General features: G+C 67.1%; 22 protein-coding genes. 16 read left to right on the forward strand and 6 right to left on the reverse strand.

Going from position 1 to position 23,645, the window contains the following annotated elements:
* Positions 1-69: 69 nt before the first annotated feature.
* Together AC1RWI_RS28730 and AC1RWI_RS28735 are read right to left on the reverse strand one after the other, a co-directional pair.
* A complete protein-coding gene (locus AC1RWI_RS28730) occupies positions 70-1,101 on the reverse strand; it encodes an ABC transporter substrate-binding protein (RefSeq protein ID WP_043358092.1) in 1,032 nt (343 codons plus the stop codon).
* Positions 1,102-1,160: 59 nt separating this feature from the next.
* On the reverse strand, positions 1,161-2,270 hold the full coding sequence (locus AC1RWI_RS28735; protein ID WP_043354729.1) for a substrate-binding domain-containing protein: 1,110 nt from the start codon (positions 2,268-2,270) through the stop codon (positions 1,161-1,163).
* Between the two features lie 518 nt (positions 2,271-2,788).
* Here AC1RWI_RS28735 and AC1RWI_RS28740 point away from each other — a divergent pair.
* From AC1RWI_RS28740 to AC1RWI_RS28775, 8 genes are all read left to right on the forward strand, one after another.
* Entirely contained in the window at positions 2,789-3,454 is a 666-nt protein-coding gene (locus tag AC1RWI_RS28740; protein ID WP_492870033.1) for a fumarylacetoacetate hydrolase family protein, read from the forward strand.
* Positions 3,451-4,215, forward strand: a complete 765-nt coding sequence (locus AC1RWI_RS28745; RefSeq protein ID WP_043354731.1) for a fumarylacetoacetate hydrolase family protein — start codon at positions 3,451-3,453, stop codon at positions 4,213-4,215. Before AC1RWI_RS28740 ends, AC1RWI_RS28745 begins: the two co-directional genes overlap by 4 nt.
* A gap of 59 nt (positions 4,216-4,274) precedes the next feature.
* The gene (gene hpaE, locus AC1RWI_RS28750) at positions 4,275-5,735 is read left to right on the forward strand and encodes a 5-carboxymethyl-2-hydroxymuconate semialdehyde dehydrogenase (protein ID WP_043354734.1); all 1,461 of its coding nucleotides are present in this window, start codon (positions 4,275-4,277) and stop codon (positions 5,733-5,735) included.
* Between the two features lie 42 nt (positions 5,736-5,777).
* Positions 5,778-6,626 carry a 3,4-dihydroxyphenylacetate 2,3-dioxygenase gene (hpaD, locus tag AC1RWI_RS28755; protein ID WP_043354735.1) on the forward strand — a complete coding sequence of 283 codons (849 nt, stop codon included), beginning with the start codon at positions 5,778-5,780 and terminating at the stop codon, positions 6,624-6,626.
* Positions 6,627-6,691: 65 nt separating this feature from the next.
* Positions 6,692-7,081, forward strand: coding sequence for a 5-carboxymethyl-2-hydroxymuconate Delta-isomerase (locus AC1RWI_RS28760; protein WP_043354736.1), 390 nt, complete (start codon positions 6,692-6,694; stop codon positions 7,079-7,081).
* Between the two features lie 46 nt (positions 7,082-7,127).
* Positions 7,128-7,931, forward strand: coding sequence for a 2-oxo-hept-4-ene-1,7-dioate hydratase (gene hpaH / locus AC1RWI_RS28765; protein ID WP_492870017.1), 804 nt, complete (start codon positions 7,128-7,130; stop codon positions 7,929-7,931).
* 21 nt (positions 7,932-7,952) lie between these two features.
* Positions 7,953-8,756 carry a 4-hydroxy-2-oxoheptanedioate aldolase gene (hpaI, locus tag AC1RWI_RS28770; RefSeq protein WP_492870018.1) on the forward strand — a complete coding sequence of 268 codons (804 nt, stop codon included), beginning with the start codon at positions 7,953-7,955 and terminating at the stop codon, positions 8,754-8,756.
* A 74-nt stretch (positions 8,757-8,830) separates the two neighbouring features.
* Entirely contained in the window at positions 8,831-9,838 is a 1,008-nt protein-coding gene (locus AC1RWI_RS28775) for a Bug family tripartite tricarboxylate transporter substrate binding protein (RefSeq protein WP_492870019.1), read from the forward strand.
* Between the two features lie 6 nt (positions 9,839-9,844).
* On the opposite strand, the gene AC1RWI_RS28780 is transcribed toward AC1RWI_RS28775, so the two are convergent.
* Complete coding sequence (locus AC1RWI_RS28780) at positions 9,845-10,684, reverse strand: DNA-binding transcriptional regulator (protein WP_052495023.1); 840 nt, start codon at positions 10,682-10,684, stop codon at positions 9,845-9,847.
* A 197-nt stretch (positions 10,685-10,881) separates the two neighbouring features.
* On the opposite strand from AC1RWI_RS28780, the gene AC1RWI_RS28785 reads away from it, so the two are divergent.
* Genes AC1RWI_RS28785 through dmpG form a run of 7 tightly spaced genes read left to right on the forward strand, consistent with a single transcriptional unit; the run spans position 10,882 to position 18,528 of the window.
* Positions 10,882-11,817 carry an alpha/beta fold hydrolase gene (locus tag AC1RWI_RS28785; RefSeq protein ID WP_052495024.1) on the forward strand — a complete coding sequence of 312 codons (936 nt, stop codon included), beginning with the start codon at positions 10,882-10,884 and terminating at the stop codon, positions 11,815-11,817.
* Positions 11,818-11,850: 33 nt separating this feature from the next.
* Positions 11,851-13,713 (forward strand): bifunctional 3-(3-hydroxy-phenyl)propionate/3-hydroxycinnamic acid hydroxylase, encoded by a 1,863-nt coding sequence (locus tag AC1RWI_RS28790; RefSeq protein ID WP_052495025.1) that lies wholly within the window; start codon positions 11,851-11,853, stop codon positions 13,711-13,713.
* A 1-nt stretch (position 13,714) separates the two neighbouring features.
* Complete coding sequence (locus AC1RWI_RS28795) at positions 13,715-14,665, forward strand: 3-carboxyethylcatechol 2,3-dioxygenase (protein WP_043354743.1); 951 nt, start codon at positions 13,715-13,717, stop codon at positions 14,663-14,665.
* Between the two features lie 17 nt (positions 14,666-14,682).
* Positions 14,683-15,474: a 2-keto-4-pentenoate hydratase gene (gene mhpD, locus AC1RWI_RS28800; RefSeq protein ID WP_492870020.1), complete on the forward strand. Its 792-nt coding sequence runs from the start codon at positions 14,683-14,685 to the stop codon at positions 15,472-15,474.
* 52 nt (positions 15,475-15,526) lie between these two features.
* Positions 15,527-16,507, forward strand: a complete 981-nt coding sequence (locus AC1RWI_RS28805) for a Bug family tripartite tricarboxylate transporter substrate binding protein (RefSeq protein ID WP_492870021.1) — start codon at positions 15,527-15,529, stop codon at positions 16,505-16,507.
* Positions 16,508-16,533: 26 nt separating this feature from the next.
* Positions 16,534-17,484, forward strand: a complete 951-nt coding sequence (locus tag AC1RWI_RS28810) for an acetaldehyde dehydrogenase (acetylating) (RefSeq protein WP_492870022.1) — start codon at positions 16,534-16,536, stop codon at positions 17,482-17,484.
* Positions 17,485-17,511: 27 nt separating this feature from the next.
* Entirely contained in the window at positions 17,512-18,528 is a 1,017-nt protein-coding gene (gene dmpG, locus AC1RWI_RS28815; protein WP_492870023.1) for a 4-hydroxy-2-oxovalerate aldolase, read from the forward strand.
* 214 nt (positions 18,529-18,742) lie between these two features.
* Here the strand turns inward: dmpG and AC1RWI_RS28820 are convergent, their stop codons facing one another.
* Together AC1RWI_RS28820 and AC1RWI_RS28825 are read right to left on the reverse strand one after the other, a co-directional pair.
* A complete protein-coding gene (locus tag AC1RWI_RS28820) occupies positions 18,743-19,390 on the reverse strand; it encodes an AraC family transcriptional regulator (protein ID WP_492870024.1) in 648 nt (215 codons plus the stop codon).
* A gap of 152 nt (positions 19,391-19,542) precedes the next feature.
* A complete protein-coding gene (locus AC1RWI_RS28825) occupies positions 19,543-20,298 on the reverse strand; it encodes a Crp/Fnr family transcriptional regulator (protein WP_492870025.1) in 756 nt (251 codons plus the stop codon).
* Between the two features lie 159 nt (positions 20,299-20,457).
* Here AC1RWI_RS28825 and AC1RWI_RS28830 point away from each other — a divergent pair, with 159 nt between their 5' ends.
* On the forward strand, positions 20,458-22,095 hold the full coding sequence (locus AC1RWI_RS28830) for an acyl-CoA synthetase (protein WP_492870026.1): 1,638 nt from the start codon (positions 20,458-20,460) through the stop codon (positions 22,093-22,095).
* A 324-nt stretch (positions 22,096-22,419) separates the two neighbouring features.
* On the opposite strand, the gene AC1RWI_RS28835 is transcribed toward AC1RWI_RS28830, so the two are convergent.
* Positions 22,420-23,604 (reverse strand): M20 aminoacylase family protein, encoded by a 1,185-nt coding sequence (locus tag AC1RWI_RS28835; protein ID WP_492870027.1) that lies wholly within the window; start codon positions 23,602-23,604, stop codon positions 22,420-22,422.
* Positions 23,605-23,645: the final 41 nt, after the last annotated feature.

Raw genomic sequence — 23,645 nt, forward strand, 5'->3', positions numbered from 1 at the left:
GGGGGGCGGGGGAGAGGGCGGGCGCTCGCCAAGCGCGCGATGCCGCACTCATCCACTAGCGTTCGCCATTCAACGGACTTCCTTCAGATACTGTTCGCTGAAGCCTTTCTGCGCATCCGCCATCTTTCCGAAATCCACCGGCTTGGCCCGTGCGTAATCCGCTGCCGGCAGGAACCGCGCCTGCACTTCCTTGGGTATGGCGGCGCTGCGCACGGGGCGCAGGTAGGCATTGGCCCACAGGGCTTGCCCTTCATCGGACAGCACAAAGTCCAGCACCTTCTTGCCTTGCGCATCGTGCGGCGCCTTGTTCACCAGGCTCATCACGTACGGCACCACCACCGTGCCTTCCTTGGGAATCACGAAGGCCACGTTGGACTTGTCCTTGTAGCGGGCGCGGTAGGCGTTGAAGTCGTAGTCCAGCAGGATCGGGATCTCGCCGGAGAGCACGCGGGCGTAGGCGGTTTGCTTGGGGACGATGGGCTGGTTCTTCTGCAGGTCGCGGAAGTACTTGAAGGCCGGGCCGAAGTTGTCCATCGAGCCGCCCATCGCCTGGTTGACGGCAACCGCGCCGACGTAGCCGACAAAGGCGCTGGCCGGGTCAAGGTAGCCGATCAGGCCCTTGTACTCGGGTTTGAGCAGGTCGGCCCAGGACTGCGGCACGGGCTTGCCGCGCAGCGCGTCGACGTTGACCATGAAGCCGAGCGTGCCGGAGTGGATGGCGAACCAGTTGCCTTGCGGGTCCTTGAGGCCGTCGGGGATGTCGTTCCAGTGGGCCGGCTTGTAGGGGGCGGTGACGCCGTCCTTCTTGGCCTGGATGCCGAAGGTCACGCCGTAGTACACCACGTCCGCTACCGGGCTGCCCTTTTCGGCGACCAGCTGCGCGAGCGACTGGCCGGAGTTCTTGTTGTCGTGCGGCACGGTGACGCCGGTTTTTTCCTTGATGGCGCGGATCTGCGAGGCCCAGTCTGCCCATTCGGGCGGGCAGTTGTAGCAGATCGCGGTTTGCGCTGCAGCGCCCTGGCTGAATGCGCAGACGGCGGCGGCGCCGAGCGCGCTGGCGATCCGGCGCAGCGGTTTGTGCCAGGAACGGGTTGCTTGCATGGTGAACTCCTTGGGTTGCATACGACGGCTGGGGCTGGGGGAAAGCGGTGGGTGAAGGGTCATGCCGGTGCGGCTACCGTGCCGCCCAGGCGCAGGCCGTGGGGCAGCAGGGTAATGCGCCCGGGTCTGGCGCCGGATACGCGGGATACGTCGGGTATGCCGGATACGTTGGAAACGCCGGCAGCCGCGAGGCCGAAGCGCGCAAGCAACTGCGCAACGGCGCGCGCGCCGATTTCGGGGTTGGGCTGCACCACCGATGCTAGTGGCGGCTCCACCAGCGCGCCTAGCGCGATGCCGTCGTAGCCCAGCACTGAGATGTCGCGCGGCACGCGCAGGCCGAGCCGTTTCAGGTCAGAGATCACGCCGATCGCCAGCAGGTCGTTGGTGCAGAAAAAGGCAGTGGGCGCATCGGGCCCCGCGGCCAGCGCGCCGATCTGGTCGGCGTTGCTGGCGGTGTGAGTGGGCAGGCAAAGCGGCGGCGCGGCTTCCAGGCCGTGCGCGTGCATGGCGTCGCGGTAGCCCTCGAAGCGCTGGCGCGCGCGGTCCGAGGCGATGAAGGCGCCGGAGACCACGCGGATGCGGCGGTGCCCGGCCGCGATCAGGGCTTGCACGCCTTCGCGAGCGCTGCCGCGGTTGTCTACCGAGACGGAGTGGCGCTGGCCGCGCGCGGCTGCCTGGTTGTACGCCAGCACATAGGGCACGCCTTCGGCATCGAGCTGGTCGAGCACGGCGCTGCGGGCGGCGTCGGCCACGGTGAGCACCATGCCGTCGACCCGGTGGCGCAGCAGGTATTCGATGCGCTCGCGCTCGCGCGCGGGGTCGTAGGCGCTGGTCACCAGCATCAGCGAGTAGCCGGCGGCCAGCGCGGCATCCTCGATGCCGCGCCAGCATTCGGCGAACACGGCGTTTTCCAGCGTGGGCAGCATCACGCCGATCATCCGGCTTTGCTGCGCGCGCAGCTTGCTGCCGAGCAGGTTGGGGCGGAAGCTCAGTTGCCGTGCGGCGTCCAGCACGCGCTGCACGGTGCCTTCGCGCACCAGCGCCGGGCTGTTGAATGCGCGCGATGCGGTGGCTAGCGATACGCCCGCCGCTTGCGCAACGTCCACCAGCGTGGCGTTGCCGGCGGCGTCCGGGGCGGTGCTGCTGGAACGGTCCTGGGTGCGCTTCACGTCAGAGCTTCCGGTCTTGGTTTCGGGGTCACATTGCGCGCATGGCGAACCGGGCGCGCAACTGCGGTAAAAATGAAAACGTTTTCATTCAAGCCGCAAAAAAATCGGGTCGCAAGCCTTTTTGCTGCTGCGGTGCATTAGCTCAATCACGCTGCGGCAAGGCAAAACCCGGTACAGAGCGAATTCTGGGGATGCTGCATGACAGCACGATGACAGGCGCAGACGAGGGCGCGAAGGGCCGGGCGGCCAGATCGCCGCGCCGCGGATCACAATGGGGTTGAAACTACCCTGCAATATCATTAACATGTTAATAACAGGCGGAGCCAACGGGCGATCCGCCGTCGACGATCCGCCGGCCCGGCAGCGCAAGCGCCCGGCCAGCGCGGGCGCAACCAGAGAGGAGCACGATGCGACAAGCCAGAATCGCCGCCGGCGGCCGGCCAGTGCGGGCAGTGCCGGTGGACGGTGCCACCTTGCTGCCGCTGGACGGTGGGCGCGCCCTGCGCGAGGATGAATTCATGTGGCAGCCCGCCATCACCGGCACGGTGTACGGCACGCTGCTGAACTTCAAGGGCGCGCTCGCGGCCCTTGGCGACAGCGTCAATGCGGCCCCTTACCAGGCGGCGCCTGCTGGCCCGATCCTCTACATCAAGCCTGCCAATACCCTGGCTGCCCATGGCAGCCTTGTCGAGCTGCCGCCGGGCCAGGAAACCCTGGAAATCGGCGCCGCGCTCGGCATCGTGATCGGCCGGCGGGCAACCCGCATCGACCCGGCGCAGGCCGGGGACTATATCGCCGGGTACACGGTGGTGTCGGATGTGAGCGTGCCACATGCCAGCTATTACCGCCCGGCGGTGCGCCACAAGTGCCGTGACGGCTATTGCCCGATCGGCCCGTGGGTGATGGCGCGTGAGCAGGTCGGCAACGCCGATGCGCTCAGCATGGTGGTGCGCATCAATGGCGAGGAGCGCCAGCGCAACCACACCGGCAACCTGCTGCGCCCCGTGGCGCAATTGCTGGCTGATGTGACCGCCTTCATGTCGCTCGAAGCCGGCGATGTGCTGCTGGCGGGCGTGCCCGAAGGCGCGCCGCTGGCGCGTGCCGGCGACATGGTGGAGATCGAAATCGAACAAGTAGGGTGCCTGCGGCACGGCATCAAGGCAGCGCCCGGGGAGGCAGCATGAGAACCGCACGCGTAGCCTTCGATGGCTTGGTCCACACCGCGCAGCCGGCCGGCGAAGGCGTATTGCGCCTGGACGACGGCCGTGTGGTCAGCGAGGACGGCGTGACGTGGCTGCCGCCCGTGGTGCCGCGCACCACCTTCGCGCTTGGCCTGAACTATGCTGACCACGCGCGCGAACTGGCCTTCAAGGCGCCGGAAGAACCACTCGTCTTCCTCAAGGGGCCGGGCGCGTTCATCGGCCACCGGGCGCATACCATCCGGCCGGAGGGCGTGAAGTACATGCATTACGAGTGCGAGCTGGCGGTGGTGATCGGCAGCACGGCGCGCGGCGTCAAGGCGGCGCAAGCCTATGACTACGTGCGCGGCTATACGGTCGCCAACGACTACGCCATCCGCGACTACCTGGAAAACTACTATCGCCCCAACCTGCGGGTGAAAAACCGCGATACCTGCACGCCGCTGGGGCCGTGGCTGGTGGACCGCGACGACGTGCCGGATCCGATGAACCTCGCGCTCACCACGACGGTCAACGGCAAGCTGACGCAGCAGGGCAGCACCCGCGACATGATCTTCGCCATCCCGTGGCTGATCGAGTACCTGAGCAGCTTCATGACGCTGGAGGCGGGCGATGTGATCCTGACCGGCACGCCGGAAGGGCTGGCCGACACGCAGCCGGGCGACGAGATCGTTACGGAGATCGAAGGGGTGGGGCGGCTGGTGAACACCATCGCCTCGGCTACCGAATACGGCAGTGGGCGCTGAAGGGCGCTGAAGCGAACCCGGGCGCACCGGGGCGCACCAAATGCCAACAGGAGACAACCATGATCAAGCATTGGATCAACGGCAAGCAGGTCGACAGCAAGGACACGTTCACCACCTGGAACCCGGCCACCGGTGAAGAGATCGCCACGGTGGCCGCGGGCGGGGAGGCCGAGGTCAACGCCGCGGTGGCGGCCGCCAAGGCTGCGTTCCCCAAGTGGGCCAATACCCCGGCCAAGGAGCGCGCCCGCATCATGCGCCGCCTGGCCGACCTGATCACCGAGCACGTGCCACACCTTGCCGCGCTGGAGACGCAGGACACCGGCCTGCCGATCGCGCAGACCGGCAAGCAGCTGATCCCGCGCGCCGCCGAGAACTTCAATTTCTTCGCCGAAGTGTGCGTGCAGATGAACGGCCGCACCTATCCCGTCGATGACCAGATGCTCAACTACACGCTCTACCAGCCGGTGGGCGTGTGCGCGCTGATCTCGCCGTGGAACGTGCCATTCATGACCGCCACCTGGAAGGTCGCGCCATGCCTGGCGCTGGGCAATACCGCAGTGCTGAAGATGTCGGAGCTGTCGCCACTCACGGCGGACCAGCTCGGCATGCTGGCGCTGGAAGCGGGGGTGCCGGCCGGCGTGCTCAACGTGGTGCAGGGCTACGGCGCCAGCGCGGGGGACGCGCTGGTGCGCCATCCGGACGTGCGGGCCGTATCGTTTACGGGCGGCACGGCCACCGGCAAGCGCATCATCGAGCGCGCGGGCCTGAAGAAATTCTCGATGGAACTGGGTGGCAAGTCGCCGGTGCTGGTGTTCGACGACGCCGACCTGGAGCGCGCGCTGGACGCCGCGCTGTTCACCATTTTCTCGATCAACGGCGAGCGCTGCACCGCGGGTTCGCGCATCTTCGTGCAGGACACGGTCTACGACGACTTCGCCGGCAAGTTCGCCGAACGCGCCAGGCGCTTGCGCGTGGGCGACCCGACCAGCGAGCAGACGCACGTGGGTGCCATGATCACCCAGCAGCACTGGGAGAAGGTCACGGGCTATATCCGCCTGGGCGAGCAGGAGGGTGCCACCATCCTGGCCGGCGGCGCCGAGCGGCCGTCCGACCTGCCGGCGCACCTGCGCAACGGCAACTTCGTGCAGCCCACGGTGCTGGCCAATGTGGAAAACCACATGCGCGTGGCGCAGGAAGAGATCTTTGGCCCGGTGGCCTGCCTGATCCCGTTCAAGGGCGAAGACGATGGCCTGGCCATGGCCAACGACACCGCATACGGCCTGGCCTCGTACATCTGGACGCAGGACGTGGGCAAGGTGCACCGGCTGGCGCGCGGCATCGAGGCCGGCATGGTGTTCGTCAACAGCCAGAACGTGCGCGACCTGCGTCAGCCGTTTGGCGGCACCAAGGCATCCGGCACGGGGCGCGAGGGCGGCGAGTTCAGCTTCGAGGTGTTTGCGGAGGTGAAGAACGTTTGCATCTCGATGGGCGGGCATCATATTCCGCGCTGGGGCGTTTGAGCGCAGCCCGCACCAAAACAAAGCAAAACAGGAGACACCGCCATGGGCAAGCTATCCCTCGCCGCCAAGGTCACGCACGTGCCGTCGATGTACCTGTCCGAGCTGCCGGGCAAGCACCACGGCTGCCGCGAGGCGGCGATTGCCGGGCACCGCGAGATCGGCCGGCGCTGCCGGGAGCTGGGCGTCGATACCATCGTGGTGGCCGATGTGCACTGGCTGGTCAACGCCGGCTACCACGTCAACTGCAACGCGCACTTCGAGGGCATCTACACCAGCAACGAGCTGCCGCATTTCATCAAGGACATGGCCTACGCCTATGACGGCAATCCCGAACTGGGCCGGCGGATCGCCAGCACCGCGTGCGAGCAGGGCGTGATGACCCGCGCTCACGAGATCGCCAGCCTGGAACTGGAATACGGCACGCTGGTGCCGATGCGCTACATGAATGCCGACCGCCATTTCAAGGTGGTCTCCATCGCGGCCTGGTGCGCCTGGCACCAGCTCGACGAAAGCCGCCGCTTTGGCGAGGCGCTGCGTGCGTCCATCGAGGCCAGCGATGCCAATGTGGCGTTTCTCGCCAGCGGCTCGCTGTCGCACCGGTTCAACGACAACAACAGCCCCGAGGAAAGCATCCACCAGATCAGCCGCGAGTTCTTCAAGCAGGTGGACCTGCGCGTGGTGGAGCTCTGGAAGCAGGGCGACTGGGCCACCTTCTGCCGCATGCTGCCGGAGTACAACGAGCATTGCATCGGCGAAGGCGGCATGCATGACACCGCCATGCTGCTGGGCCTGCTGGGCTGGGACAAGTACGACCGCCCGGTGGAGATCGTCACCGACTACTTCACCAGCTCGGGCACCGGCCAGATCAATGCGATCTTCCCGGTGCGCTGAGGGATCATCGATCACCGATCACCGATCACGGACAACGATTCACGCTTCATCGGAGAGGCCTGCCAATGCCCCACATCATCGTCGAGTACACGGACAACATCCGCGCCGACGCGCGCGTGCCCGCCCTGCTCAAGACCATCAACGACGTGCTGATCGCGCAGGACGGCGTGTTTCCGATCGGCGGCATCCGCTCGCGTGCGCTGGCGCTGACCGACTACCGCATGGCCGACGGCGAGGAGGACTACGCCTTCGTCCACATCACGCTGAAGATTGGCGCGGGGCGTCCCGAGGCGGCCAGGAAGGCGGCCTGCGATGCGCTCTTCGAGGCGGTCAAGGCGCACTTTGCCGAGCTATATGCACGGCGCTACCTGGCGCTGTCGATGGAGCTGGTCGAGTTCAACGAGGGTGGCAGCTACAAGCACAACAACGTGCACGCCCGCTTCAAGAAGGCCTGACCGGTTCCAGCCTCAACCAACGCAAAACGCTTCCCACGGAGACCCCATGCTCAGCCCAGAGCTGATCCACCAGATCGCCCATCGCCTGCACGGCGCCGAGCAATCGCGCCAGCAGATCCGGCAAATCTCGCTGGACCACCCTGACATCACGATTGAAGACGCCTACGCCATCCAGCGAGAGTGGCTGGCCCACAAGCTGTCCGAAGGCCGCACCATCAAGGGCCACAAGATCGGCCTGACCTCGCGCGCCATGCAGCTTTCCTCGCAGATCGACGAGCCTGACTATGGCACCTTGCTGGACGACATGTTCTTCCAGGACGGCGCGACGATCCCCCCGGGCCGCTTTATCGTGCCGCGCGTGGAAGTGGAGCTGGCCTTCGTGCTGGACAAGCCGCTCAAGGGGCCGAACTGCACGCTGTTCGATGTGTATGACGCTACCGCCTACGTGATTCCCGCGCTGGAGATCATCGATGCGCGCAGCCATGGGATCGACCCCGACAGCAAGCGCCCGCGCAAGGTGTTCGACACCATCGCCGACAACGCGGCCAATGCCGGCGTGGTGATGGGCGGACGCCCGGTGCGGCCGTTCGATGTGGACCTGCGCTGGGTCTCGGCCGTCATGTCGCGCAACGGCGTGATCGAGGAAACCGGCGTGGCCGCCGGCGTGCTCAACCATCCCGCCAACGGCGTGGCATGGCTGGCCAACAAGCTGCATCCGCATGGCGTGGGCCTGGAAGCGGGCGAGGTGATCCTCGGCGGCTCCTTCACGCGGCCGGTGGCGGCCAGCCCGGGTGATACATTCCACGTGGACTATGGCGCGCTGGGCGCCGTGGCCTGCCACTTCGGCTGAACGCCTGACCCGGACGCCATCATGGAAATCCCCCCCAATACCTTCAAGCGCGCGCTTGCCGCCAACGAGCAGCAGATCGGCCTGTGGCTCGGCCTGGCCAGTCCCTACACCGCCGAAGTGCTGGCCGGCGCCGGCTTCGACTGGTTGCTGATCGACGGCGAGCACGCACCCAACACCGTGCCGACCATCCTGGCGCAACTGCAGGCGCTGGCCGCCTATCCGGTGCGCCCGGTGGTGCGTGCGTCGTGGAACGACACCGTGCAGATCAAGCAGTTGCTTGACCTGGGCGTGCAGACTTTGCTTGTGCCGATGGTGCAGGACGCCACCGAGGCGGCCGCCGCGGTGGCCGCCACCCGTTACCCGCCGCAAGGTGTGCGCGGCGTGGGCAGCGCAATGGCGCGTGCCTCGCGCTGGAACCGTGTCGGCGGCTACCTGGCCCAGGCCAACGGCGAGATGTGCGTGTTGGTACAGGTGGAGACGCGCGCGGGGTTAGCGCACCTCGATGCCATCGCCGCCACCGAAGGCGTGGATGGCGTGTTTATCGGCCCGGCGGATCTTGCCGCCGACATGGGCCATCTTGGTAACCCGGGCCACCCGGAGGTGCGCAGCGCCATTGCCGACGCCATCGTGCGCATCCGCCGCGCCGGCAAGGGCGCGGGTATCCTCAGTGCGGACGTGGCGCAGTCGCGCCAGTACGTGGCGCTGGGCACCACGTTCACCGCCGTTGGCGTGGATGCCACGATGCTGGCCCGGGCGGCAGAGAGTCTTGCCGCGCAGTTCAAGGGCCACGGCAGTGCGGGGACTAGCCCGGATAAAACTTACTAGACAGTGTCCCGTCGCGCTTCAGGGCGCATTGCACAAAGAACAGACAGAACAGAAAAATCGGAGGAGACCCAATCATGCAAGCAAACGCCTGCGCCCGGCGCACGCGCTTCCATGCCATGGCGCAGCATGCTTCGCGCGTTGTCACGGGGCTGGCGATCGCGCTGGGCGGCACCAGCGCCGCCCATGCCGCCGACCCCGCCGCACGCTGGGTGGTGCCCTACACCGCTGGCGGCGGCAGCGACCTCGCCACGCGCATCGTCGCGCAGAAGATCGCGCCGGCCATGCACCAGAACTTCGTGGTCGACAACAAGCCGGGCGGCGCCACCATCCTCGCCGCGCAGGACGTGGCCAAAGCGCGTGCCGACGGCGCTACGGTGCTGACTGCCGGGCAGGGTACGCTGGTACTTAACCCCGCGCTGTATCGCAAGCTGCCCTATGACGCCGCCAAGGATTTCACGCTGGTGAGCTCGCTGGTGAAGCTGCCCGTGATACTGGTCGCCAACCCGGCCTTGCCGGTAAAGACCTTGCCCGAGTTCATCACGTGGCTGAAAGCGGGGCAGGGCAAGGCGACCTATGCCTCTGTGGGCACCGGCAGTCCCCACCACCTGAGCGCCGAGCTGCTGCTCGACCGCGTGCAGGCCGGCGCCGTCCACGCGCCGTACAAAGGCACGCCACCCGCGTTGCAGGACGTGGCGGGCGGGCAGGTCGATTTCATGATGGCCGATCTCGCGGCCGCGGTGCCGTTGATCCGCGCCGGCCGCCTGCGCGCCATCGCGCTGCCCGCGCAGCAGCGCTCGGCGGTGCTGCCGGATGTGCCGACCTTCGCCGAGGCCGGGCTGGCTGGCTTTACGGCGTTCGCGTGGCAGGGCGTGGTGGTCCCGGCCGGCACGCCGCCGGCTTCGGTCGACAAGCTCAACGCGGCCATTGCCGCAGCACTGAAGGACCCGGCGGTGGTCAAGCAAATGCAGGAGCTTGGGCTGGAGCCCATGGGCGATAGCCGGGCGGGCTTTGCTGCGTTCGTGGACAATGAGCGCGCCAAATGGGGCGCCCTGATCCGCGCGCACAAGATCGTGCTGGATTGAGCCCGCCTAAGTGGCCCGCCGCGTAGACGCTGGCGAGGCCATGGCTTCCTGCACGCGGCTGGCTATGTCCTGCAGCGGAGCCACGAAGCGCTTGACCGCCTCCTGCTCGCTCAGGGCACGCGAGAGATACACCACATTGAGGCTGCCGCGCACGCGGTCCTGGTGCCGGATCGGTACCGCGACCGCACCGATCTTGCGCTGCTCCAGCCAGTCGCCGCGATTCGACCCGAAGCCATCCTCGCGCACGCGCGCAACCAGCTTGCGCACATAGGCCGCGTTGTTGGCCAGGGCTGCCTGCTCGTCGCCGCCGCCGCCTGAGCGCAGCAGGTTAAGGATGTCCTCCCGTTCCCCTTCGCTACAAAACGCAAAATAGGCCCGTCCGGCGGCCGTCGACAGCATCGGCAGGCGCCGGCCCACCATCGCCCGGTGGAAGGACAGCGGGCTGAAGCGGTGCGTGGTTTCGCGGATGATCATGGCGTCGCCATCCGGCGTGGTCAGGTCCGACGGCCATAGCACGCGCTGCAGCAGCTCGCCCATCAGCGGCGCGGCGATGGTGGAGATCCACTCATCGTCATTGAAGCCTTCGCTCAAGGCCCTGACCTGCAGCGTCAGGCGATAGCTGTCGTCCGACTCGCTGCGGCGCACGAAGCCTTCGGTGATCAGGGTCTCCAGCAGGCGCCGGACCGTGGTGCGGTGCAGCCCGGTCAGCTCGCTCAGCTGCTGCGCGGTGCCGCGCCCGCTTTCCATCCGGTTGAGCGCCTTCAGCACGTCCAGGCCACGGGTCAGCCCGCGCACGCTGGCATAGGGCGAGGTTCGGCTATCGGGCACGCTAGGTACCTTAGGCATCTTAGGCGCCTTAGACATCTCAGGCATAAAAAACCCTTTCAAATCAACGTTGTGCACTCCTTGCACATTCTGTTCGTTTTTTTGTCGGGATGCAATCGGCTCTCTACACTCCGCTGTACTCGCTGTACTCGCTGTACTCGCTGTACCAGTTAGCCATTCAAAAACATTCAAAAACATTCACGAACGAAGGAGACACGATGTCGACCGCCGCCACGCCCCTCAAGTCCGTCCCGTCCAGCCAGCCCGAGCTGCCGTTCCAGAGCATCTGGGGCGAGTTGCGCGGCGTTTCCTTCAGCCAGGGCTGGCTCGATGCCAAGGGCATCCGCACCCGCTACCTGCACGCCGGCAGCAGCGGCAAGCCGGCGCTGATCCTGCTGCACGGCGTCGGCGGCCACGCCGAGGCCTACGTGCGCAACCTGCAATCGCACGCCGAGCATTTCGACGTGTGGGCCATCGACATGATCGGCCACGGCTGGACCGACAAGCCGGCGGGCGGGCGCGAGATTTCCGACTACGTCGACCACGTGATCCGCGTGATGGATACCCTCGGCATCGCGCGCGCTGCGTTCAGCGGGGAATCGCTGGGCGGCTGGGTGGCCGCGCGCCTGGCGATCGACCATCCCGAACGCGTGGAGCGGCTGGTGCTGAACACCGCGGGTGGCTCGCAGGCGGACCCGGTGGTGATGGAGCGCCTCAAGACGCTGTCCATGCGCGCCGTGGAAGAACCAGGCTGGGATTTCATCAAGGCTCGCGTGCAATGGCTGATGGCCGACAAGGCCAAAGCCTTTGACGACCTGATCGCCACGCGTCAGGCCATCTACGCGCAACCGGGCATGGTCGAGGCCCAGCGCGGCAACATGGTGTTGCAGGACATGGAAACGCGCCAGCGCAACATCCTTCGCGCCGAGCACTATGGCCGCATCAAGGCTCCGACGCTGGTGCTGTGGACCTCCGACGACCCCACCGCCGATGTGTCGGAAGGACGGCGCATCGCCACCATGATTCCCGGCGCGCTGTTTACGGTGATGGACGGCTGCGGCCACTGGCCGCAGTTCGAGGATGCCGACACCTTCAACCGCATTCACCTGAATTTCCTGCTCGGTAACGCCGTGCCGGAAGCGACCACGGTTTAAGCCGGCAAGTACCGGACAAGCAGGAGAGGAGACATGAACAACGCCATCGAGATGGCGGGCGCAGACGCTCGTCCGCAGGATCTGGACACCGACGTCGCCATTATCGGCGCCGGCCCGGTTGGCCTGATGATCGCCAACATCCTTGGGCTGCAGGGCGTGCGCGTCGTGCTGGTCGAGAAGCTGGACCAGATCATCGACTACCCCCGCGCCATTGGCCTGGACGACGAGGCGCTGCGGGTATTCCAGTCGGTTGGCCTGGCCGATGCACTGCTGCCGCATATCACGCCGCACCACTGGATGCGCTTTGTCACGCATACGGGCCGCTGCTTTGCGTCGATCGAGCCGCGCACCGACGAGTTTGGCTGGTCCCGCCGCAACGCCTTTATCCAGCCGCTGGCGGACCGCATCCTGTACGAGGGCCTGCGGCGCTTTCCCCATGTGCAGGTGCTGTTCGGCCACGGCGTATCGGCCTTCACGCAAGACGAACACGGCGTGACGATCCGCGCGGAAGACGCGCACGGACGTGTCACCGCCATCCGCGCCGCCTACCTGGCCGGCTGTGATGGCGGCAACAGCGTCGTGCGGCGCACGCTGGATGTGCCGTTTGAAGGCCGCACCAAGCCCAACCAATGGATCGTGGTGGACGTGCGCAATGACCCGATCGGCACGCCGCATATCTACATGCACTGCGACCCGATGCGTCCCTATGTGTCGGCCGCGCTCCCGCACGGGATCCGCCGCTTCGAGTTCATGGTCATGCCCGGCGAGACGGAAGACGAGCTGTCCCGGCCGGAGAACCTCGCCGCGCTGATCCGCAAGGTGGTGGCCGATCCGGACAAGGTCGACTACATCCGCAAGCGCGTCTACACCCATAACGCGCGCCTGGCGCGGACGTTCCGCGTCAAGCGTGTGCTGCTGGCGGGCGACGCCGCGCACATCATGCCGGTCTGGCAGGGGCAGGGCTACAACAGCGGCATCCGCGACGCGAGCAACCTGGGCTGGAAGCTGGCGATGGTGGTCAAGGGCGTGGCGCAGGACCGCCTGCTGGACAGCTACGGGGTGGAGCGCCGCGCCCACGCGCGCTCGATGATTCACCTGTCCGAGGTGGCGGGCGACATCTTCGCGCCTGCCAGCCGCTTCGGTGCGTCGTTGCGCGATGGCCTGACCCGCGTGCTGAACGTGTTTCCCTCGGTCAAGCAGTACTTCGTGGAAATGCGTTTCAAGCCCATGCCGCGTTATGAATCGGGTGTGGTGCTGTTGCCCGAGCGCCAGGGTGACGACCGGTTCCTGGCACGCTTGCTGGAGCGCTCCGGCAACTCGCCGCTCGGACGCATGCTGGGCCTGATGAGCGAGAAGCGGGATTCGCTGGTCGGCCGGCTCGTTCACGGCCGCGATCCGGCGGGAAGCTCGCCGGTCGGGCGCATGTTCATCCAGCCAATGGTGCGGACCGAGCAAGGCCATACCGTGCGCCTGGACGACGTGATCGGCAATCGCTTTGCCATTATCGCCTGGGGCGCGGACCCGACCTTCGGCCTGACGCCGCAAGCGCGCGCCGTCTGGGAAAAGCTGGGCGCGTGCTTCGTCATGGTCAAGCCCGATACGCAGCTTGCCTATCGCGACGACGTGCCGCAAGGGGTGATCGCCATCGGCGACACTGCCGGGCGTCTCAAGGATTGGTTCGGCAAGCTGCCCGGCTCCGTGGTGCTGCTGCGCCCGGACCGCTTTATCGCCGGTATGTGCTCGCCGCAGCAGGTGTCCGATGCCATCCAGGCGCTGGCCGGAAAGCTGGCGCTGTCCGACGCGTCCCCTTCAGCCGCCGCACCGGGCGCGTTGCCCGCGCAGCCAGGTACCCAGCCGGCGCGCGACCACGCCATCGCCTTTGCGCGGGGAGCCTGACATGCCGATGCATCTCGAATGCCTGTCCCACACGCCGCTGCACGGCTACCACGATCCCGCGCCGGAGATCGTGGCCGAAGTAGAGCGCGTGCAGGCCGCGGCGCGCGCTCGCGTGCAAGCCTTTGCGCCGGAGCTGGTGGTGGTCTTTGCTCCGGATCACTTCAACGGCTTCTTCTACGACGTGATGCCGCAGTTCTGCATCGGCGTGGCGGCCAGTGCCATTGGCGACTTCAAGAGCCTGGCGGGCCCGCTCGATGTGCCGCGCGACACTGCCCTCGCGATGGCGCAGGCGGTGCTGGACCGCGACGTGGATGTGGCCGTGTCGTACCGCATGCAGGTGGACCACGGCTGCGCGCAGGCGCTGGAAGTCCTGCTGGGCGGGCTGGACGTTTGCCCGGTCATCCCCGTCTTCATCAACTCGGTGGCGCCGCCCATGGCAACGTGCCGGCGGGCGCGGCTGCTTGGCGACGCTATCGGACGCTTCCTGCAGGGCCTGGGCAAGCGTGTGCTGGTGGTGGGGTCGGGCGGCATCTCGCACGAGCCGCCGGTGCCGGAAATCGCCTCGGCCAATGTGGAGACCGCCGAGCGCCTGATCGCCGGGCGCAATCCGCCGCCCGAGTCGCGTGCTGCCCGCCAGGCGCGTACCGTGGCCGCCGCACAAGCGTTCACCAAAGGCGACAGCCCCCTGCATCCGCTCAACCCGGCATGGGACCGCGCCTTCCTGGAACGGCTGGCCGGCGCAAACCTCGCGGCGGTGGATGCCATGCGCAATGACGACATCACGCGCGACGCCGGCAAGTCGGCGCACGAGATCCGCACCTGGATCGCCGCTTTTGGCGCGCTGGCTGCTGCCGGGCCTTACCAGGCATCGATCGAGTACTACCGGCCCATCGACGAGTGGATCGCAGGCTTCGGCGTGATGCAGGCACAGCCCGCCACCGGGCACGCTTAACCCAACCAGGACCCACCATGTCAAACCAGGAAATGACGCTCGCGCTCGCCAGGCGGCTGCGCGAGGCAGAGCAGACGCGCACGCCGGTCGAGCCGCTGCGCGGCGAAATCCCACCGGGCGATGCAGCGATGGCTTACGCCATCCAGCGCGCCAACGTCGACGCGTGGCGGGCCCAGGGCCGCCGCGTGGTAGGCCGCAAGATCGGCCTGACCTCGCCCGCCGTGCAGCGCCAGCTTGGCGTGGACCAGCCCGACTTCGGCACGCTGTTTGCCGACATGGTCTTCGGCGACGACGAGCCGATTCCCGTTGCCCGCACCTTGCAGCCGAAGGCCGAAGCCGAGGTCGCGCTGGTGCTCTGCCGCGATGTGCCGCAGAAGGACGCCACGCTGGTCGACCTGATCAACGCCGTCGCCTATGTGCTGCCTGCGATTGAAGTGGTCGGCAGCCGCATCCGCAACTGGGATATCTCGTACGTGGATACGGTGGCCGACAACGCCTCCAGCGGCCTGGTGGTGCTGGGCGCGGTGCCGGTGCCGCTGGCTGGCCTGGACCTGAAGACCGTGAAGATGGAAATGCTGCGTGATGACGAGCGCGTTTCCACGGGTTCGGGCGCGGATTGCCTTGGCCATCCGCTGAACGCCGCAGTCTGGCTGGCCCGGAAACTGGCCGCGCTGGGGGACCCGTTGCGTGCCGGCGACCTGATCCTGACCGGTGCGCTGGGGCCGATGGTGGCCGTGGCGCCGGGGCAGTGCTTCGAGGCCCGTATCAGCGGCATCGGCAGCGTGCGGGCACGGTTTGCGCCGGGCTGACGCGCGGCGCCTCAAGTTTTTTCATCTCATTAAAAATACACAAGGAGACAACATGCAACCCACCAGATCCATTCTCGCAGGCGCACTGCTCGTGACCGCTGGCGCGCTTGGCAGCGCCCCCGTCCATGCCGACACGTTCCCCAGCCACCCGCTGACCATCGTGGTGCCGTTCCCCGCCGGCGGCGTGACTGACATGATTGCGCGTCAGATGGCGCAGCAGATGCAGACCAGCCTTGGCAAGCCGGTTGTGGTCGAGAACCGTCCCGGCGGCGGCGGCCAGATCGCGGCGCAATCGGTCAAGCGCGCCGAGGCGGATGGCTACACCATGTTCGTGGCCGCCACAGAAATGTTCTCGATCAATCCCGGCCTGTACCGCAATTTCTCGTACGACCCGCTCAAGGATTTCAAGCCGGTGACGGCGCTGGCATCGTCGCCCCTGGTGCTGGTGGTGCCGCAGGGCAGCCCCGTCAACTCCGTCAAGGACCTGGTAGCGTTGTCCAAGAGCAAGCCGAACGGCGTGAACTATGCCTCGCAGGGGATCGGCTCGATCGGCCACCTGCTGGGCGGCTTGTTTGCCGACAAGGCCGGCGGCCACATGACGCACGTGGCTTACAAGGGCTCCGCCCCGGCCTTGCAGGATGTGATGGCCGGGCAGGTCGACATGATGTTCGACCCGGTGATCACCACCTCGCCGCTGATCAAGGGCGGCAAGGTCAAGCCGCTGGCCATCGCCGCGCCGCGCCGCTCGCCTTCGCTGCCGGACGTGCGCACGCTCTCAGAACTCGGCATCGGCGGGCTGGATGCCGGCGTCTGGTTTGGCATGGTGGTCAAGGCCGGCACGCCCGATGCCATCGTCGCGCGTCTCAACGAGGCAGCACTCAAGGCGCTCAAGGCACCCGAGGTGACCAGGCGCTTTGCCGACCAGGGTCTGGAAGCGTTGCCCATGACGCCGCAGCAGTTCGGCGCCTTCCTCAACAGTGAAAGCACGCGTTGGGCCCCGCTGGTCAAGGCCAGCGGCGCCAGCGTGGAATGACGCAAGAGATCCAACAGGAGAGATCCATGTCCCGCAAACTGAAAGCCGCCATCATCGGTTCCGGCAATATCGGCACCGACCTGATGATCAAGATCCTGCGCCATGGCGCGCATGTCGAGATGGGCGCGATGGTCGGCATCGACCCGGCATCGGACGGCTTGGCGCGCGCCGCGCGCCTGGGCGTGGCGACCACCCACGAAGGCGTGCAAGGATTGACGCGCCTGCCTGTGTTCGGCGAAATCGATGTGGTGTTCGATGCCACCAGCGCTGGCGCACACGTGAACAACGATGCGTTCCTGCGTGGCCTGCGGCCGTCGCTGCGCATGATCGACCTCACGCCGGCGGCCATTGGCCCTTACTGCATCCCGGTGGTCAACGGCGATGCGCACCTGGACGCGCACAACGTCAACATGGTCACCTGCGGCGGACAGGCCACCATCCCCATGGTGGCGGCCGTATCGCGGGTGGCGCCGGTGTTGTATGCCGAGATCGTGGCCAGCATCTCTAGCAAGAGCGCGGGCCCCGGCACGCGTGCCAACATCGATGAGTTCACCGAGACCACCTCCAAGGCGATCGAAGCGATCGGTGGAGCTGGCAAGGGCAAGGCCATCATCGTGCTCAACCCGGCCGAGCCGCCGCTGATCATGCGCGACACGGTGTATTGCCTGAGCCAGATGGCGGACGAGGCCGCGATCGCCGCGTCGATCGACGCCATGGCCGCCGAGGTGCGGCAGTACGTGCCCGGCTATCGCCTCAAGCAGAAGGTGCAGTTCGACCGTATCCCGGCGAATGCGCCGCTGGTGGTGCCCGGGGTGGGGCGTGTGAGCGGGCTCAAGACCTCGGTGTTCCTGGAGGTGGAAGGCGCGGCGCACTACCTCCCAGCCTACGCCGGCAATCTCGACATCATGACCAGCGCCGCGCTCACCATCGCCGAGCGGATGGCGAGCGCTATGCTCGCCCAGCGCGTCGCCGCCTGACTCACCCGCAGATAAGGAGTGCCTGCCATGCAAGGCCAAAAGAAGATCTACATTTCCGATGTGACGCTGCGCGACGGCAGCCACGCCGTGCGCCACCAGTACAGCGTCGAGCAGGCCCGGCTAATTGCCAAGGCGCTGGATGACGCCAAGGTCGATTCGATCGAAGTGGCCCACGGCGATGGGCTGCAGGGATCCAGCTTCAACTATGGCTTTGGCGCCCACACTGACCTGGAATGGATCGAGGCCGTGGCCAGCGTGGTCAAGCACGCAAAGATCGCCACGCTGTTGCTGCCCGGCATCGGCACCGTTCACGACCTCAAGGCTGCCTATGATGCCGGCGCGCGCATTGTCCGCGTGGCCACGCATTGCACCGAGGCCGACGTCTCGCGGCAGCACATCGAGTACGCGCGCCATCTGGGCATGGAAGCCGTCGGCTTCCTGATGATGAGCCACATGACCACGCCGCAGAACCTTGCCGCGCAGGCCAAGCTGATGGAGAGCTACGGCGCCACCTGCTGCTATGTGGTGGACTCCGGCGGCGCGCTGACCATGAACGATGTCCGCGACCGCCTCCGTGCCTTCAAGGCGGTGCTCAAGCCGGAAACGCAGACCGGCATGCACGCGCACCACAACCTGAGCCTGGGCGTGGCCAACAGCATCGTGGCGGTGGAGGAGGGCTGCGACCGCGTGGACGCCAGCCTGGCCGGCATGGGCGCCGGCGCTGGCAACGCGCCGCTGGAGGTCTTTATCGCCGCGGCCGAGCGCATGGGATGGGACCACGGCTGCGACCTGTACAAGCTGATGGACGCGGCCGATGACATCGTGCGTCCGCTGCAGGACCGTCCCGTGCGGGTCGACCGCGAAACGCTGGCGCTGGGCTATGCCGGCGTGTACTCCAGCTTCCTGCGCCACAGCGAGGCCGCCGCGAGCAAGTACGGCCTGAAGACCGTCGACGTGCTGGTCGAGTTGGGCCGCCGGCGCATGGTGGGCGGGCAGGAAGACATGATCGTCGACGTGGCGCTGGATTTGCTGAAGGCGCGTTAGGGAAAGGCGCAAGGCGCAAGGCGCGTGCCACGGCTGTGCGCTGGCGCCACATGGGAGGGTTTTGCGGCGGCGGATGCCCGGGGAATGCCGCTAGCCAGGGTCTTGCCCGCCCTTTTGACAATGCCCGCAGGTTTTTACAAGCCAATCGGCAGCGCCACCGACAGCACGAAGCAGAAGATCCGCGAGTGCACGGCCACCGCCAGGACCCGGCCTCTTATGCCGCCAGGTGCAAGCGCGGCGCCGGAACCGGGGGGGGTGCGCGCTTGTCGCCAGGTTCGAGCAGGCTCAACGCGGCAGGGCCCAGCGTGTTCGCGCAAGCGCAGGCCAGCGCAGCAACGCTGCCCAGGCCCACTTGCGCGGCCAGCCAATCGGTGCGCACGCCGCTGCTGCCCGCAAGCAGGTACACGGCGCGCGCGACGCGCTGCTCGCGCAGCAGCACGCCTAGCGCCTCGCCCTCGGCGAACAGCCGTGCGCGTACCAGCCGCGGGGTGACTTCCCATTGCTGCGCCACCAGTGCCGCATTCCACGGTAGCCGAGGCTGGCCGAAGATCTCGCCGGCAAGCGCGCGTGACCAGTGTTTCTCCGAATGGCACGGACAGCCCGGCAGGGTGGCCAGGGTCATGCGCGGGCATGCGTCGTCCGGCACTTGCTGCAGCGTGATGGCAGTGCTTTGCCCCGGCGCTGGCAGCAGGTCGCAATCGAAGTACGCAAACGCCGGCACCACGAACGGGTTGCCAGGCGTTACCTCCCGCCGCGCGTTCGCGTCGCGCAGGCGCGCGGTGCCGTGCAGCGCGGCGACGCGCACGGCAAAGGGAAAGCGCAGGTGAGACAGGCGCAGATCGGTGCTGCTGACGAGGGCCATGCGAAGCTCAGGTGACGCAGGCTGGCGCGCATCGGGCGCGGTGCCAGGGGAAAGATCGCATTGTACGGCTTCGCGCGGCCAGTGCGTTTCACGATGGCGAAGGCGGGTTTTAACGCCGGCCATGGCCGCGACCGCTGCGCTAGGGCCGCTGCCTACAGCTCCGACAGGCCAAAGTGACGCAAACGCTCAAGGTCGGTCACCCGGATGCTCTGGTACGACAAATCGACCATGCCCTCCGCCGCCAAGCGCCGCAACGCCTGGTTGACCCGCTGGCGCGAGAGCCCCGTCAGCAGGCCGATCTCCTCCTGCGACAGCTCCAGCACCGCGCTGGTACGGGGGTACAGCGCCGGGTGGAAGAGTTGGGCAACCGCCTGCGCCACGCGGGCATCGACGCTCAGCAGCCGCTCGTTCTGCACGGTGGCGATGAACTGGCCCATGCGCTCGTTCAACTGGCGCACCACGAAGCTGGCAAACGGCAGGCTTTCGTTGAGCAAGGTATGGAACACCGTGTCGGGCACCAGCGCCAGGCGGGAATCGCGGATGGCGATCACATCGTATCTTCGCGCTTCGCGCTTGATGACGCTGCCTTCTCCGCACCAGCCGCCCGCCGGTACCCCCGAAAAGGTGCAACCGCGCCCGTCCGGCGTGTAGACCGCAAGCTTGATCAGGCCGGTCTCCACCCCGATCCAGTAGCGCGACGGCTCGCCACGGTGCGCGACGAAGGCGCCGGCGGCAAAATCCTGCACCACCACCTGCCGCGCTGCCAGTGCCTGGTGGCTGGGCGCGAGTGCGGCGAACCATTCATGCCGGGAAAGCAGGGCGGCATGCCCGGCGCCGGGCGGCGGTGTCGTGATATCTGCGGGGGGAGGGGGAGGCGATCTGGGCGTGGCTGCGGGCAGGCTGGTCATGATTTCGGCTTGGCCCGGCACGGGCATTGTCATCCGGACGACAGAGCTTGGTCCTGTGTGATGATAGCCTTGCACGGTGAAAAGTAACAGCGACCGGCGGCGCGCGGCTCATCCTGAGGGCCAATACCCGCACAACCGGCGCATGCGGAGACTACGGCAATGCCAAGCGATTTCGACACCGGCCTGGGCAAGAACCCGGCCAATCACGTTCCCCTCACACCCATCGATTTCCTGGCGCGCGCGGCCAGCGTGTATGGCGACCGGCTGGCCATCGTGCACGGCCCGGTGCGCCAGAACTGGCGCGACACCTACGCGCGGGCACGGCGCCTGGCCAGCGGGCTGGCCAGCCTGGGCGTGGGCAAGGGCGATACCGTTGCGGCCTTGCTGCCCAATACGCCTGCCATGGTGGAGGCGCACTTTGGGGTGCCGATGGCTGGGGCGGTGCTCAATGCGCTGAATATCCGGCTCGATGCTTCCAACCTGATCTTCATGCTGCGCCATGGCGAAGCGCGGGTGCTGCTGGCCGATACCGAGTTTGCCGACGTGGCGCGGCAAATCGCCAACGAGATTCCCGGGCTGAAGGTGGTGGCGGTGCTGGACGCGCTCGGCCCGCAGGACGCCCCGGCCTTCGGCGAGACCGACTATGAGCGCCTGCTGGCCTCGGGCGACCCGGAGTTCGCCTGGCAGATGCCCGCTGACGAGTGGGATGCGATCGCGCTCAACTACACCTCGGGCACCACCGGTGACCCCAAGGGCGTGGTTTACCACCATCGCGGCGCGGCCATCAACGCCATCTCCAACATCCTGGAGTGGGACCTGCCCAAGCACGCGGTGTACCTGTGGACGCTGCCGATGTTCCACTGCAACGGCTGGTGCTTCCCATGGACCATCGCCGCACGCGCCGGCGTCAACGTCTGCCTGCGCAAGTTCGAGCCCAAGCTGGTGTTCGACCTGATGCGCGACGAGGGCGTGACGCACTATTGCGCCGCGCCGATCGTGCATACCGCGCTGGTCAACGCCCCGCCGGCCTGGCGCGATGGCGTGCGCGGCCCGGTGCGCGGCATGGTCGCGGGTGCGCCGCCGCCCGCCGCGGTGCTGGCGCAGATGGAGGCCATGGGCTTCGCGTTGACCCATGTCTATGGCCTGACCGAAACCTACGGCCCCGCCGCGGTATGCGCCGAGCAGGACGACTGGGCCAGCCTGTCGCAAGAGGACCGCGCCACCAAGAAGGCAAGGCAGGGGGTGCGCTACCACCTGCAGACGGAGGTGGCGGTGCTGGACCCGGACACCATGCAACCGGTGGCCTCGGACGGCGAGGAAATCGGCGAGATCATGTTCCGCGGCAACATCTGCATGAAGGGCTACCTCAAGAACGAGAAGGCCACGCGCGAGGCATTTGCCGGCGGCTGGTTCCATACCGGCGACCTGGGCGTGTGCACGCCGGACGGCTACGTCAAGATCAAGGACCGCAGCAAGGACATCATCATCTCCGGTGGCGAGAATATCTCCAGCGTGGAAGTGGAGGACGCGATCTATCGCCATCCCGCCGTGCTGGCCGTGGCAGTGGTGGCCCAGCCGGATGTGAAATGGGGCGAGACGCCCTGCGCGTTCGTGGAGCTGAAGGATGGCGCCAGCGCCACGGCCGACGAGCTGATCGCCCATTGCCGCACCCTGCTGGCGGGCTTCAAGGTGCCCAAGGCGGTGTACTTCGGGCCGTTGCCCAAAACATCGACGGGCAAGATCCAGAAGTTCGAGTTGCGCAAGAAGGTCAAGTCGGATGCGGCGATCGACGTGTAGTTGACGCCCTGCTCAAAAGCAAAGCCGGATCTGCGTTGCCGTGCTCCCCTCTCCCGCGTGCGGGAGAGGGGTTGGGGGAGAGGGCGGGCGCTCGTCACGCCTGCGTGCTGGAATACACAAACACCACGGGCTTCGCTTCAAGTGGCTCCTAGCTAAGCCACCCCTCTCCCCGGCCGTCTCCCCCTGAGGGGCGAGGGAGAGACGGCCGTCGTCATGGCGAGCGGCTTTGGCCCGCTCGACGGCTTCGGCTGGTCCTTCAGGTTTGTCAGCAGTCTGAGCGGCTCCCGAACTATCAGGAGCCGCTTTGCTTTGTCCATTGACGCCTCAGGCGCGCAGATAGCCTTCGGCCAGCGCCACCCAGCACGCAGCGCCAAGCGGAATCAGCTGGTCGTTGAAATCATATCCATCGTTGTGCACCGAGCAGCCCACCCACTCGCCGGTGCCATTGCCCAGCGCAAAATAGCAGCCCGGCATCCTCTCCAGCATCCAGGCGAAATCCTCGCTGCCCATCTGCATCGAGGGCGGCACCTGGATGACCTTGTCGTTGCCCAGCACGCTGGCCACGGCCTGCCGTGCGATGGCGGTTTCTTCCACGGTATTGCAGATCGCGGGCGCCAGGCGCTCATAGGCGATGTCCACCGCCACGCCGCACGAGGCGGCCTGGTGCGTCACCACCTCGCGGATGCGGGTCTCCAGCAGGTCTCGCACCTCCGCCACGGTGGCGCGCACGCTCAGCTTCAGCGTTGCGGTCTCCGGGATGATGTTGTAGGTGCTGCCGGCCTGCATCTCGCCCACGCTGATCACCGCGGCGTCGACCGGCGCCACGTTGCGCGCCACGATGCCTTGCAGCGCCACCACGGTCGAGGCGAGGGCCAGCGTGGGGTCGGTGGCGCGGTGGGGCATGGCGCCATGGCCACCCTTGCCGCGGAACGTGATCGTGGCGCGGTCCGAGGAGCCGCCCATCGGGCCGCTTTGCACGACCGCCATGCCCACTGGCAGGCCGGGCACATTGTGAAAGGCGTAGATCGCATCGCAGGGGAAACGCTCGAACAAGCCGTCGTTCATCATGGCCAGCGCGCCGGTCATGCCTTCCTCGTCGGGCTGGAAGATCAGGTTGAGGGTGCCGTCGAAGTGGCGCGTGGCGGCCAGGTACTCGGCCGCGGCCAGCAGCGTGGCGGTGTGGCCGTCATGGCCGCAGGCGTGCATGCGGCCTGCTACCTGGCTGGCATAGGGCAGGCCGGTGCGCTCCTGCAGTGGCAGCGCGTCCATGTCGGCGCGGATGCCGATGGTGCGCGCGCCGTTGCCCACCTTCAGTTGCGCCACCAGCCCGTGGCCGCCCACGGTGTGCACGCTATAGCCCCACTCGCGCAGCAGCGCGGCGGCCATCTCGGCGGTGCGTGGCACGTCGGCGCCCAGCTCCGGGTGGGCGTGGATGCGGTGGCGCACTTCAGCGAAGCGCTTGGCGGATTCGATCAGTGCCGGCGGGATGTTTCCGGGGTGATTTGTCATGGCTGCAGGGTGTGTGTCGTGATTTCGGATGGGATGGGTTT

This window comes from Cupriavidus sp. MPR-AND1C, from assembly GCF_058809705.1.

What these genes read in the sequence shown, in the direction of transcription:
- AC1RWI_RS28730 (WP_043358092.1), bottom strand. Translation starts at nt 1,101, where the DNA reads ATGCAAGCAACCCGTTCCTGGCACAAACCGCTGCGCCGGATCGCCAGC.
- AC1RWI_RS28740 (WP_492870033.1), top strand. Translation starts at nt 2,789, where the DNA reads ATGTGGCAGCCCGCCATCACCGGCACGGTGTACGGCACGCTGCTGAAC.
- AC1RWI_RS28745 (WP_043354731.1), top strand. Translation starts at nt 3,451, where the DNA reads ATGAGAACCGCACGCGTAGCCTTCGATGGCTTGGTCCACACCGCGCAG.
- hpaE (WP_043354734.1), top strand. Translation starts at nt 4,275, where the DNA reads ATGATCAAGCATTGGATCAACGGCAAGCAGGTCGACAGCAAGGACACG.
- hpaD (WP_043354735.1), top strand. Translation starts at nt 5,778, where the DNA reads ATGGGCAAGCTATCCCTCGCCGCCAAGGTCACGCACGTGCCGTCGATG.
- AC1RWI_RS28760 (WP_043354736.1), top strand. Translation starts at nt 6,692, where the DNA reads ATGCCCCACATCATCGTCGAGTACACGGACAACATCCGCGCCGACGCG.
- hpaH (WP_492870017.1), top strand. Translation starts at nt 7,128, where the DNA reads ATGCTCAGCCCAGAGCTGATCCACCAGATCGCCCATCGCCTGCACGGC.
- hpaI (WP_492870018.1), top strand. Translation starts at nt 7,953, where the DNA reads ATGGAAATCCCCCCCAATACCTTCAAGCGCGCGCTTGCCGCCAACGAG.
- AC1RWI_RS28775 (WP_492870019.1), top strand. Translation starts at nt 8,831, where the DNA reads ATGCAAGCAAACGCCTGCGCCCGGCGCACGCGCTTCCATGCCATGGCG.
- AC1RWI_RS28780 (WP_052495023.1), bottom strand. Translation starts at nt 10,684, where the DNA reads ATGCCTAAGGTACCTAGCGTGCCCGATAGCCGAACCTCGCCCTATGCC.
- AC1RWI_RS28785 (WP_052495024.1), top strand. Translation starts at nt 10,882, where the DNA reads ATGTCGACCGCCGCCACGCCCCTCAAGTCCGTCCCGTCCAGCCAGCCC.
- AC1RWI_RS28790 (WP_052495025.1), top strand. Translation starts at nt 11,851, where the DNA reads ATGAACAACGCCATCGAGATGGCGGGCGCAGACGCTCGTCCGCAGGAT.
- AC1RWI_RS28795 (WP_043354743.1), top strand. Translation starts at nt 13,715, where the DNA reads ATGCCGATGCATCTCGAATGCCTGTCCCACACGCCGCTGCACGGCTAC.
- mhpD (WP_492870020.1), top strand. Translation starts at nt 14,683, where the DNA reads ATGTCAAACCAGGAAATGACGCTCGCGCTCGCCAGGCGGCTGCGCGAG.
- AC1RWI_RS28805 (WP_492870021.1), top strand. Translation starts at nt 15,527, where the DNA reads ATGCAACCCACCAGATCCATTCTCGCAGGCGCACTGCTCGTGACCGCT.
- AC1RWI_RS28810 (WP_492870022.1), top strand. Translation starts at nt 16,534, where the DNA reads ATGTCCCGCAAACTGAAAGCCGCCATCATCGGTTCCGGCAATATCGGC.
- dmpG (WP_492870023.1), top strand. Translation starts at nt 17,512, where the DNA reads ATGCAAGGCCAAAAGAAGATCTACATTTCCGATGTGACGCTGCGCGAC.
- AC1RWI_RS28820 (WP_492870024.1), bottom strand. Translation starts at nt 19,390, where the DNA reads ATGGCCCTCGTCAGCAGCACCGATCTGCGCCTGTCTCACCTGCGCTTT.
- AC1RWI_RS28825 (WP_492870025.1), bottom strand. Translation starts at nt 20,298, where the DNA reads ATGACCAGCCTGCCCGCAGCCACGCCCAGATCGCCTCCCCCTCCCCCC.
- AC1RWI_RS28830 (WP_492870026.1), top strand. Translation starts at nt 20,458, where the DNA reads ATGCCAAGCGATTTCGACACCGGCCTGGGCAAGAACCCGGCCAATCAC.
- AC1RWI_RS28835 (WP_492870027.1), bottom strand. Translation starts at nt 23,604, where the DNA reads ATGACAAATCACCCCGGAAACATCCCGCCGGCACTGATCGAATCCGCC.